Source organism: Microbacterium sp. NPDC058269 (assembly GCF_042881445.1).
Classification (GTDB): Bacteria; Actinomycetota; Actinomycetes; order Actinomycetales; family Microbacteriaceae; genus Microbacterium.
In genome coordinates this window covers 56,621-74,183 of record NZ_JBHVXT010000003.1, presented here as the reverse complement: position 1 = coordinate 74,183, position 17,563 = coordinate 56,621, and the positions used below count along the sequence as shown (strand labels likewise).

The following is a 17,563-nucleotide window of genomic DNA, read 5'->3' as shown; positions in this document are numbered from 1 at the left end:
GAATTTGCGTTCAGCCTCCGGTGATCTACTCTCATGCCATGAAGCCCACCGTCACCCGTCGTCGTGCGGGGGCTGCCGGCATCGGCGTCGGCCTGATCCTGGCTGTCGCGGCAGTCGTTCTCGGAGTGTGGCGGCCGTGGATCCCGGCACCGTCCACGACCCCGATCAGCGCCGCTGCCGACGGCGCATCGGGAGCCTCGGCGGCCATCGCGCCGGCCCCGCTCGTGCTGCCGGATCACCCCACCGTTCTGGTCTTCGGCGACTCCTGGACCTACGGGTCAGCCGCGACCGTCCCGACCCTCGGCTACGCCTACCTCCTCGGCGAACTGCTCGGCGGCGAGACGATCGTGGACGGGGTGCGCGGGAGCGGATATCTCAAGCCCGGGATCGACGGCCCGACCTTCGGGGAGCGCATCGCCGCGCTCGACCCGTCGCTGTCCCCCGACCTCGTGATCATGCAGGGATCGATCAACGATCGCGCGCAGGGCGTCGCCGGCTACCGCGAGGCCGTGAACGCCGCGTGGGACGCGATGACCTCCACCTACCCGGAGGCCACGATCGTGGTGCTCGGTCCCGCGCCGCACGAGCTGCCCGTGGGCGCGGCCACCGCGCGTATCGACTCCGACCTGTCCGAACTCGCCGCCGCGCGCGGCTGGTGGTACATCTCTCCCCTCGCCCAGGAGTGGGTCACCTCGCAGAACTACCTCGACGTGATCGATGTCGAGGTGGGGCGCAAGCACCCCTCCACGGATGGACACCGCTACCTGGCGGAGAAGCTCGCCGCGGCACTCGACGAACTGCGCACCGCCCCGGTCACAGAGGCCGGTGGGTCGGAGCTCACCCCCGACGAGTGATATTGTCGATCGGTACGCCTCCGTAGCTCAGTGGATAGAGCGCCGGTTTCCGGTACCGTAGGTCGCAGGTTCGACTCCTGTCGGGGGCACGCATCGAAAAACCCCGCCCGAATGGGCGGGTTTTTCTGCATCCGGCGCTCGAGCACGTGGGAAGCGCGCAGCGTGGGCGCGATACACGGGTGGGTCCCCGCGCCCGTCAGTCCGCCTCCGCGTCCCCCTCGGTTCGACTACGTGCTGTGGTCGATCCGAGAGACACAGTGGCGATCAGACCGAGTGCGAGGAACCCAGCGGCCGTCCACGCCGCGTAGCGAGTTCCCTCGGAGAAGGCCGCCTTGGCGTCTTCGGCCGCGTCCGCCGTCGCCGCATTCGACTCGAGGCCACTGATCGCCGCGCCTGCGCTGTCGACCACGGCCGACACGATCTGGTCGCGCTGCGCCGACGGGAGACCGCGCTCATCGAGCGATGTCGCGAGGATCCCGGCGGTGCTGGTGAAGAGCACGGTGCCGAGCACCGCGACCCCGAGAGCGGCACCGATCTGCCGAGACGTCGACTGCGTGCCCGATGCGGCCCCGCTGTCCGCGACGGGCACCTCGGCGAGCACGACACCGGTCAGCTGCGCGGTGGCGAGGCCGACACCGAGTCCGTACACGAAGAGGAAGGGGATGAGCGGGCCCCACGAGGCGTCGGGACCGATGACGAAGCCGACACCCGCGACACCGATGATCTCGGCGATGAGGCCGGCACGCACCACCCAGACCGGGGCGACCTTCCCGCTCGACGCGCCGGCGACACCGCTGGCGAGGAACGACCCGCCCGCCAGCGCGAGCAGGAGCAACCCGGTCTGCACGGCTTCGAATCCGAGAACGAACTGCAGCCAGAGCGGGAGGGCGAGGATGATGCCGAACTCCCCCAACGACACCACTGCTGCCGCGATGTTGCCGTTGCGGAAGGAGGAGATCGAGAACAGCCGCAGCGCCAGAAGCGTCGACCTTCCCGCGCGTTCGCGGTGCCGCCCCCACAGGATGAACGCGATGACGGCCAGAACGGCGACGGCGAAGAACAACGGGATCGGCGACAGATCCCCCGGCCAGACCCAGTCGCCGATCTGCGGCCGCGTGTCGACGAGCCACCAGCCGTAGGTCCGTCCCTCGATGAGGCCGAACACGAGGCTCCCCATCGCCGTGATCGACAACAGCGCCCCGACGACATCGACTCTGGTGATGCGATCACTGCGTGACTCGGCGACCGTCATCAGCACGCCGATCACGATGATGATGCCCAGGGGGATGTTGATACCGAAAGCCCATCGCCACGAGTACGCGGTCGTGAGCCACCCGCCGAGGAGCGGACCGACAGCCGCCATGCCGCCGATGGTCGAGCCCCACACGGCGAAGGCGATCCCGCGCTCCCTTCCTCGGAAGGTCGCATTGATGATCGAGAGCGTGGTGGGGAGGATCATCGCGCCGCCGACGCCCTGTGCGAGGCGAGCGAGGATGAGCATGCCCCCATCCGGTGACAATGCGGCGCACACCGACGAAACGCCGAACACGATGACGCCGATGATCATCACCCGACGCCTTCCGAAGCGATCGGCGAGGCTGCCGAACACCAGCAGCAGGGACGCGAACACGAGAGTGTACGACTCCTGCACCCACTGGACCTCTGTCGAGGTGATGCCGAGATCCTTCACGATCGCGGGGACCGCCACGTTGACGATCGTCGAGTCGACGATGATCAAGGAGACCGCGATGCTGATGAAGACGAGCCCGAGCCAGCGCAGGCGCACGTATCGTTCCATAATCGCTAGCCTAGTTAGCTAAATCCGATCTCGGTAGGCGCTGTCCCAGCGGGACGACGATAGTCTCGATGTGTGCCCCTCCTCTCGATCGCCGGTTCGACGCGTGCCCCGCACCGTCTGCGATCGGCGACCCCGATGAGGGAATGGATGCGGGTCACCATGCACCCGGGCACGAACGGGTGGACCAGCGTGTGGGGCACGCTCTCGCACGGCGAGATCGCCGGCTGCCCGCCGCCACGGAACTAGACCACGCCTCGAACGGGGCGGTGGTCTTCTGCGCCATTCACCCCTTCTCTCGCGTGAGGTCTTTCCGTGTCCCCGAATTCATCCCCTGCCCGTTTCTCCCTCGCCCCGCATGCGCTGTGGCGTGGCATCCGCTCCAACGCCCGCAGCGACGTCCTGGGCGGCTCCCTCCTGCTGGCGGCGACGTTCGCGGCCCTGATCCTGGCCAACAGCCCTGCGGCCCCCTGGTACGAGTCCGTGCGCGACTTCACGTTCGGTATCCCGGAGCTGCATCTCGAGCTCAGCATCGGCGCGTGGGCGTCCGACGGACTGCTGGCGATCTTCTTCTTCGTCGTCGGTCTGGAACTGAAAGAGGAGTTCGTCGCCGGGCGCCTGCGCGACCCGCGTCGAGCTGCACTGCCGATCGCGGCGGCCGTCGGCGGTGTCGTGGTGCCGGCGCTCATCTTCGTGCTGATCAACGCCGGCAGCGGGGCGGATGCGCTGCGTGGCTGGGCGATCCCCACGGCGACCGATATCGCGTTCGCCGTGGCCGTGATCGCCGTGGCCGGCAAGTTCTTGCCTCCCGCTCTGCGTGTGTTCCTGTTGACGCTGGCGATCATCGACGACCTCATCGCGATCACCATCATCGCGACCTTCTACACCGACACCATCAGCTTTCCGTGGCTGATCCTCGCGCTGCTGCCCCTGGCCGGGTTCGCCGCGCTGGTGGCGAAGGGCGTGCGCGCATGGTGGCTGCTCCTCCCCCTCGCCGTCGCGGTCTGGGTGTGCATCCACGCGTCCGGTGTGCACGCCACCGTCGCGGGTGTGCTGCTCGGTTTCGTCGTCCCCGTCACGGCGACCGAACGCGCCAGGGTCCGCACCGGCAGCGACGCTGAGGGCCTCCCCGTCTACGACGGCATGGCCGCCCACTTCGCCGACCGCTGGAGCGTCGTGGCCACGCTGTTCGCCGTTCCCGTCTTCGCCTTCTTCGCCGCCGGCGTCACGGTCGGCGGGTGGGACGGACTCGTCTCCGCGTTCTCCGACCCGATCACGATCGGGATCGTCGTCGGACTCGTCGCCGGCAAGCCGATCGGCATCCTTGTCACGACCTTCCTGCTGAGCCGATTCCCCGCACTGCGGCTCGACGAGACGCTGCGCTGGCCGGATCTGACCGGTATGGCCTTCCTCGCCGGAATCGGCTTCACCGTCTCCCTGCTCGTGGGAGAGCTCGCCTACGGGTCGAGTTCCGTGGCGGACGAGCATGTGAAGATCGGGGTGCTCGTCGGATCCTTCGTCGCCGCGATCCTGGGTGGGATAATCCTGGCGCGACGCAATGCGCGGGGTCGACGCGGGCTTCGCGAGGGCCGGCGAACTTGAGGAGATCACACAGTTGAGGATCAGCGTCGCGTCCGAAGCCGTCGTCGCAATCGACGTCGATTCGCGAGAAGCTGGGGCATGAGGTTTCTCCGCCTGCTGTGGCGCTATCCGGCCATCACCACCACCGTTCTCGTGTTCGTCGGCGTCCTGATCCTCCACGCGGTCGACGCTGCGGTCGCCGGTCGATGGATCGCGACCGGCTACGTGGCGGCGTTCGTCGTCTGGACCCTCGTCGGGATGGTGCGCGATGTGCTCCGCGGTCACGTCGGGCTCGACATCCTCGCAGTGGTGGCGATGGTGGCGACTCTCGCCGTCGGGGAGTACATCGCCTCGCTCATCATCGTGCTGATGCTCTCGGGCGGTGAAGCTCTCGAGGATTTCGCCGGACGCCGTGCGAAGCGTGACCTGTCCGCCCTGCTGGATCGCTCTCCACGCATCGCGCACGTGCTCCTGCACGCGCAGACGTCGGATTCGGACGAGGTCCGCGACCTCCCCGTCGATCAGGTCGCTGTCGGCGACGTCATCCTCGTGCGCCCGTCGGAGATCGTGCCCGTCGACGGTGTGCTCCTCACCGAGACCGGCACTTTCGATGAGTCCTCGCTGACCGGCGAGAGCATGCCCGTGACCCGCGAGTCCGGGGGCGAGGTGCTCTCCGGCGCGATCAACGGAAGTCGGGCCGTGCGGATCAGAGCCGTGCGCACGAGTTCGGACAGTCAGTACCAGCAGATCGTCGCGCTCGTGCATGCGGCGGAAGACTCCCACGCTCCCGTCGTGCGACTCGCTGACCGCTTCGCCATCCCGTTCACCGCGGTCTCGCTCGTGCTGGCCGGAACCGCGTGGGCCCTTTCCGGGGATGCGACGCGCTTCGCCGAGGTGCTCGTGCTCGCCACGCCGTGTCCCCTCCTGATCGCCGCCCCGGTCGCGTTCCTCGGTGGTCTCTCACGTGCGGCGAAGGCCGGTGTGATCATGAAGGGCGGTGCCGTGATCGAACAGATCGCCCGCGTGCGCTCGGCCGCGTTCGACAAGACGGGCACGCTCACGCAGGGACGACCGGAACTCGTCGCCGTCCGCCCGGCGGAGGGCTTCGACGAGGATGAGATCCTGCAGCTCGCCGCCTCTGCGGAGCAGTACTCGACGCACGTGCTCGCCGAAGGCATCCGTCGCGCTGCGCACGCACGCGGACTCGCGCTCCGCAGTGCTTCCGAAGCCCGGGAGGAGGCCACGAACGGCGTCGTCGCCGAGATCGACGGACGATCGGTCGTGGTCGGCAAACCGGCCTACGTGGCCGCACTCGCACCCGACACCGTGCGAGCGACCCTGGAGTTGAGCCAGGCCGCAGCCTACGTCGCCGTCGACGGACGCTTCGCCGGGGTTCTCGTGCTCGCCGACCATCCGAGGCCGGAAGCAGCGGCTGTGATCTCCTGGCTGCGCACGCACGAAGTGGATCGCGTGGTCATGCTCACGGGAGACGTCGGTCCGACGGCAGAGTCGGTGGCTCATCAGGTGGGCATCTCTGAGATCCACGCCGAACTGCTTCCGCCCGAGAAGGTCGCTCTCGCCGCTGACCTGCAACCGCGCCCGGTCATGATGGTCGGCGACGGCGTCAACGACGCCCCCGTGCTCGCCGCTGCCGACATCGGCGTCGCCATGGGAGCGAAGGGCGCGACCGCGGCCGGTGATGCCGCTGACGTCGTGATCCTCGTCGACTCGCTGGCGAAGCTCGTCGATGCCGTCTCGATCGGTCGCCACACGCTGCGGGTCGCGCTCACCGCGATCTGGATCGGCATCGGATTGAGCGTCGGACTCATGATCGTCGCGATGACGGGGCTCATCCCCGCGGTCGCCGGCGCGCTCGTGCAGGAGCTGGTCGATCTTGCCACCATCCTCTACGCGCTCCGCGCCCTGAATGGGCCCTCGACGGTGCTCCCCTCCGCGCCGGCTCGCCCAGGCGCGAAAACGGAGGCATCGGCTTCTCAGCGTGCGGAATGATGCGCATCGCCTGATGACCGCCCCGACGGTCGGTGTCCGACCGTGCGTTCGACCGGAGCATGCACGAGCATCTCGGGTGCGCGGGAGACAAGGAGCCAGGCCGGGAGTATCGCGATGCAGAGCACAGCCAGCACCGTCACGCTGCCCGTCACGGCGACGGCGATGAAGAGCGCGATCCACCCGTCACGGGAGATCGCGAGCACCATTCCGAGCACACCGCCCGCGATCGCGACCACGATCGGGATACCGGGGACCAGGGCGTTGGCGAGCACGCCGATCGCAGTGCCGATGAACACGGCGGGGAAGATCCGACCGCCGCGGAAACCCGCGGAGGCGGCGACGAGGAGCGCGACGATCTTCACGGCGACGATGACGACGAGCTGTCCGGAGTCATACTCGTCACGGTCGATGACGAGGGTCGCGGTCTGCTCCAGCCCCTTGAACAGGGTGATCGGACCCCCGATGATCCCGAGCACTCCGAGCACCATGCCGCCGACGGTGACGTAGAGCACGGGGTGGCGCAGGAGCCGGAACGTTCGGTGCACGAGGGGGAAGACGGCTGCCGCACCGATTCCGAGGAGAGCGGCGAAGACCGCGATGACCGTCGCGCTCAGCAGGTCGATGGCGGCGATGCTGTCGTACGAGGGCATCGGGACGGCGAACGACGGTTGCGTGAGCAGCGACATCGTCACGGCCCCGGCCCCGGCCGCGAGCAGCGGAAGGAAGAGCTTGTCCCAGAGCGCCTGGCCTGCGGCCATCGTCCCCACGACACCCGTGAACACGAGCGCCGCTGCCACGGGCGTGCCGAACAGGGCGCCGATCGTCGCCGCGGCCGTGATGAGGACGATCAGCTGGACCGAGACTCCCGGCCAGAATCTGGCGAAGACGGCGACCAGGATGCCGGTGTTGATCGCGATGATCGGGCTCTCCGGTCCGAGGCTCACTCCTCCGGCGAGCGCGAGGACGGTGACCAGGGCGAGGGACGGCAGCGCACTCAGGGGAAGAGGCGGCGCGATGAGCTCGGTCAGCGCCGAGTCCCGCCCGCCGTGTCCGGGCAGCAACCAGATCGCGAGTCCCACGGCGAGACCCGTGAGCGTGAGGACCGTGAAGATCCACCACGCCGAGTCGGCGTCGAAGCCGGCCACGTTCGGCAGCCCCTCCCACAGTGCGCTCTGGAGGATGGCGGCCAGTTCTTCGACGACGAACAGGACCAGTGCGGAGACGACGCCGATGACGACCGCAGGCAACGAGAGGACGACCAGCCGCCGTACGGTCGTCGCAGAAGTCCGGTGACCGTCGTCGATGCTCATCGCGCTCTCCCCGCTGCCTGTGCTTCACACGCGCAACGGCGCAGTGATCACCGCATTATCTCCACACGCCGGGTGCGGCTTCAATCCGCCACCCGGATCCGTCGGCGACGGGGAAGGCTCCACAGTGGGAAAACCGGGCGAACCAAGCTCCCCCGGGTGAATTCGTGACGATCCCCACGATTCGCCAAGGGCCGTGCTTAGCATGTCCGAAGCGGGGCTCCGCCGCGGAGTGGACCCCCGAGATCATCGGCTGAGGGCGATCGACTCAGCCCGGAGAAGGGACGCATCCATGGCTGAACTCATCGTCATCTCGTTCGACAGCGAACCGCAGGCGGAAGGCGCCTACGACGAGATCCTCTCGCTGCAGAACGACCTCGTCGTCGAGCTCGCGGGCCTGGCGCTCGTGAAGGTCGACGACAAGGGAAAGACCAAGGTCGAGTATCCGGGGGCGGCCGGGAACGTCGGCGTCGGAGCCGCGGGTGGCGCGTTGTTCGGCATGCTCATCGGGCTTCTCTTCTTCGTGCCGTTCGCCGGCCTCCTCTTCGGCGGTCTTTTCGGAGCGCTGTTCGCCGGGTTGGACAAGACCGGCATCGACGCCGAGTTCCGCGACCGGGTGAAGAACACCGTCTCGGCAGGGAAGTCGGCCGTCGTCGTGTACGCGACGAAGATCACGGAGGATAAGTTCGCCGCCGCGCTCGCCCCGTTCAACGGCACCGTCGTGCAGACCTCCCTCTCCGCCGAAGACGAGAAGGAGCTCATCCACGACCTCGGCGGCGAGCAGTAAGCCGCACACGTCGACGCCGGGTACGGACAGAGAGCAATCCGCTCTCCCGTGCCCGGCGTCTCTGTCTTCGCGATCGCCTGAGACGCCGCTCGAAGATTCTCCTCCGCGAGGTCTCCACCCGCGCGGGCCGCGTGCCGCATCGCCCACCCGGGGTGATCGAACGCTGCGAGAACTGCGGGAGGATGCCAGCCTGGGCCTACTGACGACGCTCGACGAGATACGAGGATCAGACATGACCGCTCAGCCCGCCCTACCCTCCTGGCGCGACACCCGTACGCGCAGAGACATCGAGGCGTTCGTCGCCTCCGTCACCGAAGGTCCTGACGCGGTTCCCGTCGAGGAGCGGGTCGCGGTGTTCGACAACGACGGCACCCTGTGGTCGGAGAAGCCGATGATCACGCAACTTCACTACGTCGTCGAGCAGTGGCGGACGGCCGCGGAAGACAGGCCCGAGCTCGCAGACCGGCAGCCTTATCGCGCGGCCGTGAGCGGCGATTTCGGATGGCTCGGCACGGCGATCGACAAGCACTACGGCGGCGACGACTCCGATCTGAAGATCATCATCCAGGCCTTGGTCGGGCTCACGGACGGGATGAGCGTCGAGGACTACGCGCGCTCGGTGGCGGAGTTCTACCGCACCGCGCAGCATCCGACGCTGAAGCGCCCCTATTCCGATGCGGTGTATCAGCCGATGGTCGAGCTGCTGCGGTACCTGGAGCACCACGGTTTCACCTGCTACATCGTCTCGGGCGGAGAGCGGGACTTCATGCGTCCGATGACGCAGGCGAACTACGGCATCCCCCCCGAGCGCGTGGTCGGCTCGGCTTTCGGGCTCACCTGGGACGACACCGATGCGACCGTGCGGTACTCCTCTGCACTGGCGTTCTTCGACGACGGCCCCGAGAAGCCCATCCGCATCTGGACCCGCATCGGCCGGCGCCCCCTGTTCGTCGGCGGCAACTCCAACGGCGACACCGCGATGATGGACTTCGCGCGCCGCGGGCTCCGGCCCGGATTCGCGATCTTGGTCCACCACGATGATCCGTCGCGAGGCGACACCCCCTACGACGCGGGTGCGGAGAAAGCGCTCGCGGATGCGGCGGACAAGGGCTACACCGTGGTGAGCGTGAAGGACGACTGGGGGAAGATCTTCCCCGACGCCGCCCGGGAACAAGACTGAGCTGTCAGCGCGAACGCCCGGGGAGCATCGCTCCCCGGGCGTTCCGCCTATCAGAGATGATCGACGACTCAGGGTGCGGGCGCGGAGAGGCGGGCGTCCGCCTCGACCGTCTCGTCTTCAGGACCAGGCTGGTCGGGCCCTCCGGTCGTCGGATCCTCCGTGGTGATCGCTGCAGCAGAGCCCTGCGGACGCCGCAGCAGCTCGACCACGATCGCGAAGACGATGAGGCCGACGGTGACGCCGACCACCGTGCCGAACGCGACCGGTCTCGTCACGATCAGAATCAGCAGTGCGAACGCCATTCCGACGATGAGGATCGGCCCGTGGAACCGGTCGACCGCGAGTCCGAACCGTCCGGTGGACAGCCCTCTGCGTTCCCAGGTGCTCCGGACCGCGACGAACCCGCTCTCGAGAATCCCACGAGTGGCCACGGCACTGTGGCTCGTTCCGGCGAGCCAGGCCCACACGGCGACCAGCACTCCCACCAGAGCCAGAGCCACGATCGTCGAGCTCAGCAGGGTGGTGACCTCGTCGAACAGCGACTGGGCTGCCGCCGCCGGCATGACCGACGGGCTCACCGCACCGATGAAGAACGTTCTCCCGATCCCCATCCCGGCGGAGAGGAGCAGGAATGCCACGGCGAAGCCGGCACTGGTCCAGAAGAGGGCACGCGCGCTATTCCTCGCCAGCAGAACGCCGGCGACGACGAGACCGAGCACGACCCACGGCAACCAGAACCCCGCCGCGACGGCGATCTGGTAGATCGTGCGCACCAGGACGAGAGCGTCGGCCTGAGCGATCGGGACCGACCTGTCGATCTCCGGGATGAGGTCGGCGAATCCGACACCGCGCTCGGTCAGAACCGCTTTGACCCGATCGACCACCTGTCCGAGGTCGATCGAGAGCACCCCGTCGTCGGCGAGCTGCAGGGCGGCATCGGGGCTGTTCTGCAGGATCGCGACCGCGCGCTCATGGGTGAAGCGCAGCGACTGCGCCCAGATGTCAGCGAACTGGTCGGATGCCACGACGTCGTGGATGACGCCGTCGACGAGGGAGGTGAGTCCGCTGGCTGCCGGCGCCTCCAGCAACGAGAGCGCCGACGAGGCGCGGGGCGGGAGGTCGAGTTCGCGGATGCCGTCGAACACCTCGGCGACGATCGCGTCGAAGTCCACCTGCTCCTGGATCGCCGTGCTGACCTGATCCGCGACGAAGTCCTGCACATCGGGGTCCTCAGCGAGCGGCGCGAACGTCGCGACGAACCTGTCCGCGTCGACGAGCTGCAGGCGTGCCCAGGTCCCCATCGCCGCGATCGGAGCCATCAGCACCGCGAGAGCCAGAACGATGCCCGCGACGATGCTCCGCGCCACAGGGCGGCGGCGCGGCTTCTTGAGCGTCTCGTTCTCCTGCTCGAGGAGCGCGACACGGGCGCGCAGCTCTTCCAGTTCGCTCATTCGTTCTCCTCGTGGGGATGTCGTTCCGACTGCGGGGTACCGGGCACGTCAGCTCAGGAGCTTCTGCTTCGCCGCGGCGAACTCGGCCTCGGAGAGCACACCGGAGTCCTTGAGCGATGCGAGTTGCTGGAGCTTCGCGATCAGGTCGTCCGCTTGGGCGGGTGCGGCCGGAGGCGGAGACGAATACTGGGCGGCGTTCTGCGCCGCGGCGTCGATCTGCGCCTGCTGCTGCGCAGCCTCGTACTGCTGCTGCTCGTACTGACCCTGGGCACGCTCCTGCTGATGCCGAGACATCGCCCCGCCGACAGCGGAAGCAGTCCCCGCGACCACGGCGGTCCTGGCCGCGAGGCCGATGAGTCCCGGCCGACCGAATCTTCTCAAGGGCATGTCATTCACCTTCCTGGTCGAGGATGTCCATCATCGCGTTCACGACGGGAGCCGGCACGCGCTCGCTGCGGAGCACCTGTCCGCCCGCGGCAGCGAGGTTCTGTGCGAGGGTGCGGGCGAAGGCGAGCTCGAGCACGACCAGAGCGGCCGACTGTCCGGGGGCGAGCGCGGAGGCCAGAGCCTCGACGTCCTCCTCACCGGCGAGACCCGCCGCGATGGGCTCGAAGTCATCGAGTTCGAGCACGCCGTCCTCGTCGTCGAGCTCGACGATCTCGACCTCTCCGGTCGCGGACTTCGCCAGCACGACGAAGTCGAGCAGCCGCACCACACCACTGGCGACAAGGTCCGTCAACGCACGGAACGTCGCCGGGTCCGGACGCGCTCCCTCGAACCCGACGAGGTAGAACTCGGCCGGGCCGAAACGGAAGTCATTCATGGATAGTCCCTTCTCACGGCGCACACCGACCGTGACCGGGCTCCATGCTCGCATCGTCACAACGGAAAGAAGCGCTGCCCTCACCCCGAGAGGATGAGCTCTCCGCCACCGCACCGCCCGTCCCAGGGTCGCCCGCTCGGGGTGAGGGGCTCTCCTGCGCGCCGGCCGGCACTGTCACTATCGCCATACGCAGTAACTCAACGAAAGAGGTGCGAAGTGTCCATTTGGGAAAGCTTCTGGGACATCATCTGGTGGTTCTTCTGGGTCTTCGTGTTCGTCTCCTACCTGATGGTGCTCTTCAACATCGTCGCCGACCTGTTCCGGGACCACACCTTGAACGGCTGGTGGAAGGCCGTGTGGATCATCTTCCTCGTCTTCGTCCCCTTCCTCACGGCGCTCGTCTACCTGATCGCACGAGGCAGAGGCATGGGCGAGCGCAGCGCGTCGGCATACCGCGAGCAGCAGCACGCCGCTGACTCCTACATCCGCAGCGTGGCCGGGTCCAGTCCCAGCGACGAGATCGACAAGGCATCGAAGCTGCTCGCCGCGGGGACCATCACCCCCGACGAATTCGCGGCCATCAAGACTCGCGCACTGAGCTGACTTCGTGGCTGAGGTGGTCGATGTGACAGCCCTCCGGGCGCTCGGCGACATCGAATTCGTCGTCGTGCGCCTCGAGGGCGACCGCCTCAGCTCGAACATCCTGGAAGCACTGCTGCGGCAGGTCGAAGACGGTGCCATCCGCCTCCTCGATTTCCTGATGATCCACCGAGTCGGTCGCGAGGACTACCGCCTCATCGAAGTCGACCGGGATGAGTTCACTCTCGCGGGGCTCGCGCTCGACACCCCGGGGCTCGTGTGCGAGGCCGATGCCGGACACTTCGCGGCGGGGATTCCGGTCGGGTCCATCGCGGCCGTCATCCTCGTGGAACCGACGTGGGTGGAGAGGTTCGCCCGCGACGTCGACTGTCGCACGGACCCCATCCTCGCGACACAGCCCATTCCGGCCTCGGTCGCCAACACGATCCTCTCCGCAGCGCTGCGAGAGCCGTGAGAGCGCCGGGGTCTCGGGTCCCGATCAGACGGTGGTCCGCACGGCGTCGCGGCGTGAGGACACCCCGAGTTTGCGGTAGATCGCGCGCTGGTGGGTCTTGACCGTGTTGATCGACACGGCCAGCTCCCGAGCGATCTCCTGCAGCGTGCGTGCGGTCTGCAGCTGTTGGAAGACATCGCGTTCCCGCTCCGACAGGGCGTCCACCAGAGATCCGACCGTGTCCTTCGCGAGACACCTGCCGATGAAGTCCTCGAATTGCGTGCCGAAGTGCACGTGCTCGCCGAGCAGCTTGCGCACGGCGGTCTCACGTGGTCCGAAGGGAAGGCGGATGTTCTCCCCCGACGCGACCGCGACTGCCGCCTCGCACAGTTCATGGGCCTCGTCGTGGTGTCCGCCCTGGCGTCGCAAGAGGGCTGCGGTGAGCAAGGTCGCCGACTTCACATAGGAGACCTCCCCGAAGGCGCGCAGCGAGCGCAGCATCTCCAGGGCGGCGGAGTAGTCGCCGGCGCGACGGAGCACGCCCGCGAGGGCGACGTTGACGACGGGAAGGTCCGGGCAGTGGATGTACTTCCGGGCGATGCGCATCGCCCGGTCCTGTCTGCCGACGGCTTCTTCGAGCAGGCCGACCGCAGACTCGCGGAACGCCGGCCATGAGACCCCGTGGACGACCTCCAGCGGGATGTCCTGGATGCCGATCGCCGCACGGCGGCAGGCGGCGACGTCCCCGGTCTCCGCCGCCGCGTACGCGATCATCATGCGCGCCACACTCGTGAAGGAGCGGTCGGAACTGCCGTTGGCGATCACCGTGCCGAACTCGCGGATCGCATCGTCCAGCTCGCCCGACCAGTACGAGACGTACCCCGCTGCAGCGGCTGCACTCCCTCCGGCGTAAGTGCCCCACGGAAGCCCGACGTCCTCCGCACCCTGGATGGTGGTGAGCGACTGGCGGGCCTCGATGAAGCGCCCGGCCCAGGTCTGCCCGAAGGCGAGGTGCCCCAAGGAGCGCTTAGCCAGTTCGCGATCTCCGGAACTCTGCGCCTCTCTCGCCGCAGCGGAGAAGTACTCGAGCGGGACCATGGGGTTGCCGCGGTGTCGGATCTCGGTCCACCCGAGGAGATAGTTGAGCGCGGCGCGGTCGCCGAGGTCCGTCGAATCCGCGTCGAGGAGCATCTGGCGCACCTTCGCGCTCGCGTTCGCCACCTCTGCGCGCTCGTCCGCGATGAAGAGCCGGGCGATCTGCAGCACTGCGGGCTCGTCTGCGAGGCCGCACCGCGCGACCATCGCCTCCGCGCGCCGGAAAAGCTCGCGGGCCACTCGATGATCACCCAGCACGTCGCTCGCGCACGCGCGCACCAGGAGGACCTGCGCGTCGTCCGGGGACCGTCGCAGGATCTCCGTGGCGGTGCGTTCGACCTCGTCCGCCCTGGCGCCGACCACGAGACCGAGCCAGTGACGGAGGAGTGTCTCGCGCGCGGCGACGGGCTCTCCCGCTCGGAGAGAATGAGCGATGGACGATGACGGGTCCGTCGCCTCGAGCGCGGCGGCAGCACGACGGTGGCACGCGGCGGCGCGATCGGCATCCATCGTCAGGATCTCTGCGCATCGTCTCGCGAAAGCGGAATGCCAGCGGTACACGACGCCATGCGGACCTTCGAACCGATCGAGGAACAGACCGAGCCGCACGCAGGTCTCCAGCAGCGCAGCCGCATCGGAGCGACCGGTGACCGCGACGGCGAGCTCGGGGGTCAGCTCGCTGCAGACGCTCCCCTCGAGGACGAAGTCGGCGACATCGGGCGGAAGCGCTCCGAGCACGTGCTCCCTCACATAGCTGCCGAGGAAGCTCGAGGCGCTCTGCGCACGCGTGTCGGGTCGGGCACCGCCGATCATCATCAGTCTTACGGCGATCGGCCACCCCTGCGTCTCCTCGAAGATCGTCGCCGCGGAGAGGCCGTTCATCTCGCGATCGCGCAACTGCTGCACCTCCGTCCCCGTGAAGCTGAGCGCGTCAGCTCCGACGAACGAATCCGGATGCGTCACCCGGTGCCGGGAGAGCGTCACCTCGAGCAGCGTCGTCCCGACGAGCACGACCCGCAGACCGTCCGGCGGCTGTTCGGCCAGCATCCCGAGGAGTCCCCTGCGCCAGTCCTCCCCTGCACGTTGCGCATCGTCGACGATCAGGTGCATCCACTCGTCCGAGCCTTCCAGCGCCCTGCAGATCTCCTGGTAGGCCCGGTACGGCTCGTCCACGTCGCGGTGCAGGTCGAGAAGGCGCCCGGAGCGTGCGGTGCCCGTGAGCAACGCGTTCACGACGCCCTGCGTCAGCCGTGAGGGATCGGAGTCGAAGGTGTTGAGACCGAGCCACGCGACCACATCGAGACCGGACGCCCAATCGGCCACCGCGGTGGTCTTCCCGAACCCGCTCGGCGCGCTGATCACCGTCAGCGCATCCTCGGCGACGGCCTCCGCTATCGCGGCGCACACCCGATCACGACGGATGGCACCCGGTTGGGGTGCCGGCGGCCGGAATCTCACCGTGGGTCCCGGCTTCGTCGAGCGTACGGGGGGCGACATGGCACCAAAGCTAGCGGCGCGCCCGACGCGCCTTCAAGGGCATCCTCCGGGTGATCTTTACCCGACCGCGCCTCGTGCGGCATCGCGTTTGAGCGCGTCGGCTGTGCGGATGAAGAGGATGATCCAGGTGAACACCACGGTTCCCGCCACGAGCTCGACGGCGGTGAGCGTGTAGTAGCCGACGGCGAAGAACACCGACAGCACCACGATCAGCAGGGTGAACACGTACCCCAGCAGCAGGAACGTGCGTGAGACTCCGGGGACCCACCAGCGCAGCGCGACCACGAGCACGGCATAGGCGACGACCATCCCGGACGCCACCCCGGTGTGGAGCGCGAAGTGCTCGTCGACGGGGAAGACCCCGACCATCCCGAGGAAGATGCCGACGATGATGAGACAGGCTCGGACCGACCCCACTCCGCGGGGATGCGTGGTGGGGATGCCCTTCGTCGCATAGCGGGCGAGGGTCGTCACGAGGATCCCGGCGACGATCAGCGTCAAGTTGAACGCGCGCGCCGAAAGGTCGTCGGTCATTCCGAGCGCGCTGAGATTCTCCTTCCACCATTGCGGGTCGCTCGCCGTGAGCATGCTCGCCAGGATTCCCAGCACCAGGAACACCGCGAGGACGGTGGCCAGCAGCTGCAGATCGAGGTGGGTCGCGGAGTAGTACGTCACGTACGCGGTGAGTCCGGCCGCGGCGCCGGCCAGCATCAGCACAGGCACGGGGAAGACGACCGCTCCGATGAGGCCCGCCTCGACGATCGTCGCGGCCAGGGTCCATCCGAGCAGCGCGATCACGGCATGCACGAAGGCGAAGGCCGCGATGTCGATGATGTCCAGCACGCCGAGTCGCTTCTGCGTGGCAGGGTCTGCGGCGATGACGCGCCCCAGCACGAACACGACGATCGCCGTGACTGCGGATGCCATCGCGGCGAACTGCCCGAGCGAGTCGGGCCCGGCGATCGGTGCCGGATGCAGGCGGAACACCACGACGGCCACGAGCGCTGCGAGGACGAAGGCGAAGATCGAGATCTGGAGGCCGATGGCCTCGCGCGCTCGCTCCCGAGTCGCCCCATGCGAGCGGGCTGCCGTGAGAAGGTCCGGTGTTGGTGGCGTCGACGACATGCCCTCAGTCTCCGCTCCTGCGCGCACGATGGCGACCGCCGTTCATCCCCGCAGGGCGATACCGTTCCGGATGCCTCGTTCTCACCCGCGCAGGATGAGGAACGGGCCCGCGGCGAGCGCGCGCGGAGCATCCTGGTCGGATGATGCGGAGGAGCCTGCGGCCGAACGGTCGACCATCGTGACGCTGGACGCCCTGTTCCCCGAGGGGCTCTCGCCGTGGCAGATCGTGCTGGCGGTGCTCTCGGTCCTCATCGGATGGCTGCTCTCTCGGTTCGCCCGCAAGGGCGTGCTCAAGCTGACGAAACGCACGCCCGGTATCTCCGATTCGGTCGCGCAGCTGGCAGCGAGGTTCACCCAGTACGGCCTGCTCCTGGTCGGCATCGGTGTCGGGCTGGCGTTCCTCGGCGCGAACGTGCAGCCGCTCCTCGCGATGACCGCCATCGCCGTGGTCGTCTTGATCCTCGTACTCCGCGGCGTCGCGGACAACTTCGCAGCCGGGGTGCTCATCCAATCCCGCCAGTCCGTGAAGATCGGCGAGGAGATCGAGATCGAGGGCCCGAACGGGCCGATTCGGGGCATCGTACAAGAACTGAACGGACGCGCCGTCATCCTGTCCACGGTGGACGGCAGGACCGTCCACGTGCCCAACGCCGCCCTGCTCACCGGGGTCCTGGTGAACGACTCCCGCCACGGTGCCCGGCGCAGCGCCGTGGACATCCGCGTCGCGCGGTCGGACGGTGTCGACCTGGATGAGGTGGTCGCGATCGTCTCGCACGCGGCGAGCGAGGTGGAGGGCGTGCACGCACGCGAGCATCCGGGGGTGTCTTTCGCTTCGGTCTCTCCGACCAGATGGATGCTCACGCTGCGGATCTGGCACCATCCGCTCCACGGGACCACGGTGATGTCCGCCACCGTCCGAAGCGTCGCGGACGCTCTGGAATCTGCGGGTGTGAAGGCCGTCGTCACGCCGCGGCAGGGGCCGCCGCCGCTCGTCGCACCGGAGCCCTTCTGACACGTCGACTACG

The 17,563-nt window shown here is 68.1% G+C and carries 16 protein-coding genes and 1 tRNA gene; 10 read left to right on the top strand and 7 right to left on the bottom strand.

Features of this window, described 5'->3' with window-relative positions; genetic code table 11:
- Window positions 1–38 precede the first annotated feature (38 nt).
- Complete coding sequence (locus tag ACFVWL_RS13960; protein ID WP_387183831.1) at window positions 39–854, top strand: SGNH/GDSL hydrolase family protein; 816 nt, start codon at window positions 39–41, stop codon at window positions 852–854.
- 16 nt (window positions 855–870) lie between these two features.
- Window positions 871–943 (top strand) — tRNA-Arg (locus ACFVWL_RS13955).
- Between the two features lie 107 nt (window positions 944–1,050).
- Here ACFVWL_RS13955 and ACFVWL_RS13950 read toward each other — a convergent pair.
- Window positions 1,051–2,652, bottom strand: coding sequence for a DHA2 family efflux MFS transporter permease subunit (locus ACFVWL_RS13950; RefSeq protein WP_387183829.1), 1,602 nt, complete (start codon window positions 2,650–2,652; stop codon window positions 1,051–1,053).
- Between the two features lie 72 nt (window positions 2,653–2,724).
- Here ACFVWL_RS13950 and ACFVWL_RS13945 point away from each other — a divergent pair, with 72 nt between their 5' ends.
- From ACFVWL_RS13945 to ACFVWL_RS13935, 3 genes are all read left to right on the top strand, one after another.
- The gene (locus ACFVWL_RS13945; RefSeq protein ID WP_387183826.1) at window positions 2,725–2,898 is read left to right on the top strand and encodes a hypothetical protein; all 174 of its coding nucleotides are present in this window, start codon (window positions 2,725–2,727) and stop codon (window positions 2,896–2,898) included.
- Window positions 2,899–2,964: 66 nt separating this feature from the next.
- Window positions 2,965–4,251 (top strand): Na+/H+ antiporter NhaA, encoded by a 1,287-nt coding sequence (gene nhaA / locus ACFVWL_RS13940; RefSeq protein WP_387183824.1) that lies wholly within the window; start codon window positions 2,965–2,967, stop codon window positions 4,249–4,251.
- A gap of 78 nt (window positions 4,252–4,329) precedes the next feature.
- Window positions 4,330–6,240 (top strand): heavy metal translocating P-type ATPase, encoded by a 1,911-nt coding sequence (locus tag ACFVWL_RS13935; protein ID WP_387183821.1) that lies wholly within the window; start codon window positions 4,330–4,332, stop codon window positions 6,238–6,240.
- On the opposite strand, the gene ACFVWL_RS13930 is transcribed toward ACFVWL_RS13935, so the two are convergent.
- A complete protein-coding gene (locus ACFVWL_RS13930) occupies window positions 6,225–7,550 on the bottom strand; it encodes an ion channel protein (protein WP_387183819.1) in 1,326 nt (441 codons plus the stop codon). The genes ACFVWL_RS13935 and ACFVWL_RS13930 overlap by 16 nt on opposite strands.
- 289 nt (window positions 7,551–7,839) lie before the next feature.
- Between ACFVWL_RS13930 and ACFVWL_RS13925 the strand changes: the two genes are divergently transcribed.
- Window positions 7,840–8,334, top strand: coding sequence for a DUF1269 domain-containing protein (locus ACFVWL_RS13925; protein WP_387183816.1), 495 nt, complete (start codon window positions 7,840–7,842; stop codon window positions 8,332–8,334).
- Between the two features lie 232 nt (window positions 8,335–8,566).
- Entirely contained in the window at window positions 8,567–9,514 is a 948-nt protein-coding gene (locus tag ACFVWL_RS13920) for an HAD family hydrolase (protein WP_387183814.1), read from the top strand.
- Window positions 9,515–9,582: 68 nt separating this feature from the next.
- On the opposite strand, the gene ACFVWL_RS13915 is transcribed toward ACFVWL_RS13920, so the two are convergent.
- From ACFVWL_RS13915 to ACFVWL_RS13905, 3 genes are read right to left on the bottom strand one after another with little or no spacing between them, the layout of a single operon-like run.
- Window positions 9,583–10,965, bottom strand: coding sequence for a hypothetical protein (locus ACFVWL_RS13915; RefSeq protein ID WP_387183811.1), 1,383 nt, complete (start codon window positions 10,963–10,965; stop codon window positions 9,583–9,585).
- 48 nt (window positions 10,966–11,013) lie between these two features.
- Window positions 11,014–11,352, bottom strand: coding sequence for an SHOCT domain-containing protein (locus ACFVWL_RS13910; protein WP_387183808.1), 339 nt, complete (start codon window positions 11,350–11,352; stop codon window positions 11,014–11,016).
- Between the two features lies 1 nt (window position 11,353).
- The gene (locus tag ACFVWL_RS13905) at window positions 11,354–11,788 is read right to left on the bottom strand and encodes a DUF6325 family protein (RefSeq protein WP_387183805.1); all 435 of its coding nucleotides are present in this window, start codon (window positions 11,786–11,788) and stop codon (window positions 11,354–11,356) included.
- Between the two features lie 216 nt (window positions 11,789–12,004).
- Here ACFVWL_RS13905 and ACFVWL_RS13900 point away from each other — a divergent pair, with 216 nt between their 5' ends.
- A complete protein-coding gene (locus ACFVWL_RS13900) occupies window positions 12,005–12,391 on the top strand; it encodes a hypothetical protein (protein WP_387183803.1) in 387 nt (128 codons plus the stop codon).
- A 4-nt stretch (window positions 12,392–12,395) separates the two neighbouring features.
- Window positions 12,396–12,842 (top strand): DUF6325 family protein, encoded by a 447-nt coding sequence (locus tag ACFVWL_RS13895; RefSeq protein ID WP_387183800.1) that lies wholly within the window; start codon window positions 12,396–12,398, stop codon window positions 12,840–12,842.
- Between the two features lie 24 nt (window positions 12,843–12,866).
- On the opposite strand, the gene ACFVWL_RS13890 is transcribed toward ACFVWL_RS13895, so the two are convergent.
- Together ACFVWL_RS13890 and ACFVWL_RS13885 are read right to left on the bottom strand one after the other, a co-directional pair.
- Window positions 12,867–15,413, bottom strand: a complete 2,547-nt coding sequence (locus ACFVWL_RS13890; RefSeq protein WP_387183799.1) for a LuxR C-terminal-related transcriptional regulator — start codon at window positions 15,411–15,413, stop codon at window positions 12,867–12,869.
- Window positions 15,414–15,470: 57 nt separating this feature from the next.
- Window positions 15,471–16,538, bottom strand: a complete 1,068-nt coding sequence (locus tag ACFVWL_RS13885; RefSeq protein ID WP_387183797.1) for a DUF998 domain-containing protein — start codon at window positions 16,536–16,538, stop codon at window positions 15,471–15,473.
- Between the two features lie 94 nt (window positions 16,539–16,632).
- Between ACFVWL_RS13885 and ACFVWL_RS13880 the strand changes: the two genes are divergently transcribed.
- The gene (locus ACFVWL_RS13880) at window positions 16,633–17,550 is read left to right on the top strand and encodes a mechanosensitive ion channel family protein (RefSeq protein WP_387183794.1); all 918 of its coding nucleotides are present in this window, start codon (window positions 16,633–16,635) and stop codon (window positions 17,548–17,550) included.
- Window positions 17,551–17,563: the final 13 nt, after the last annotated feature.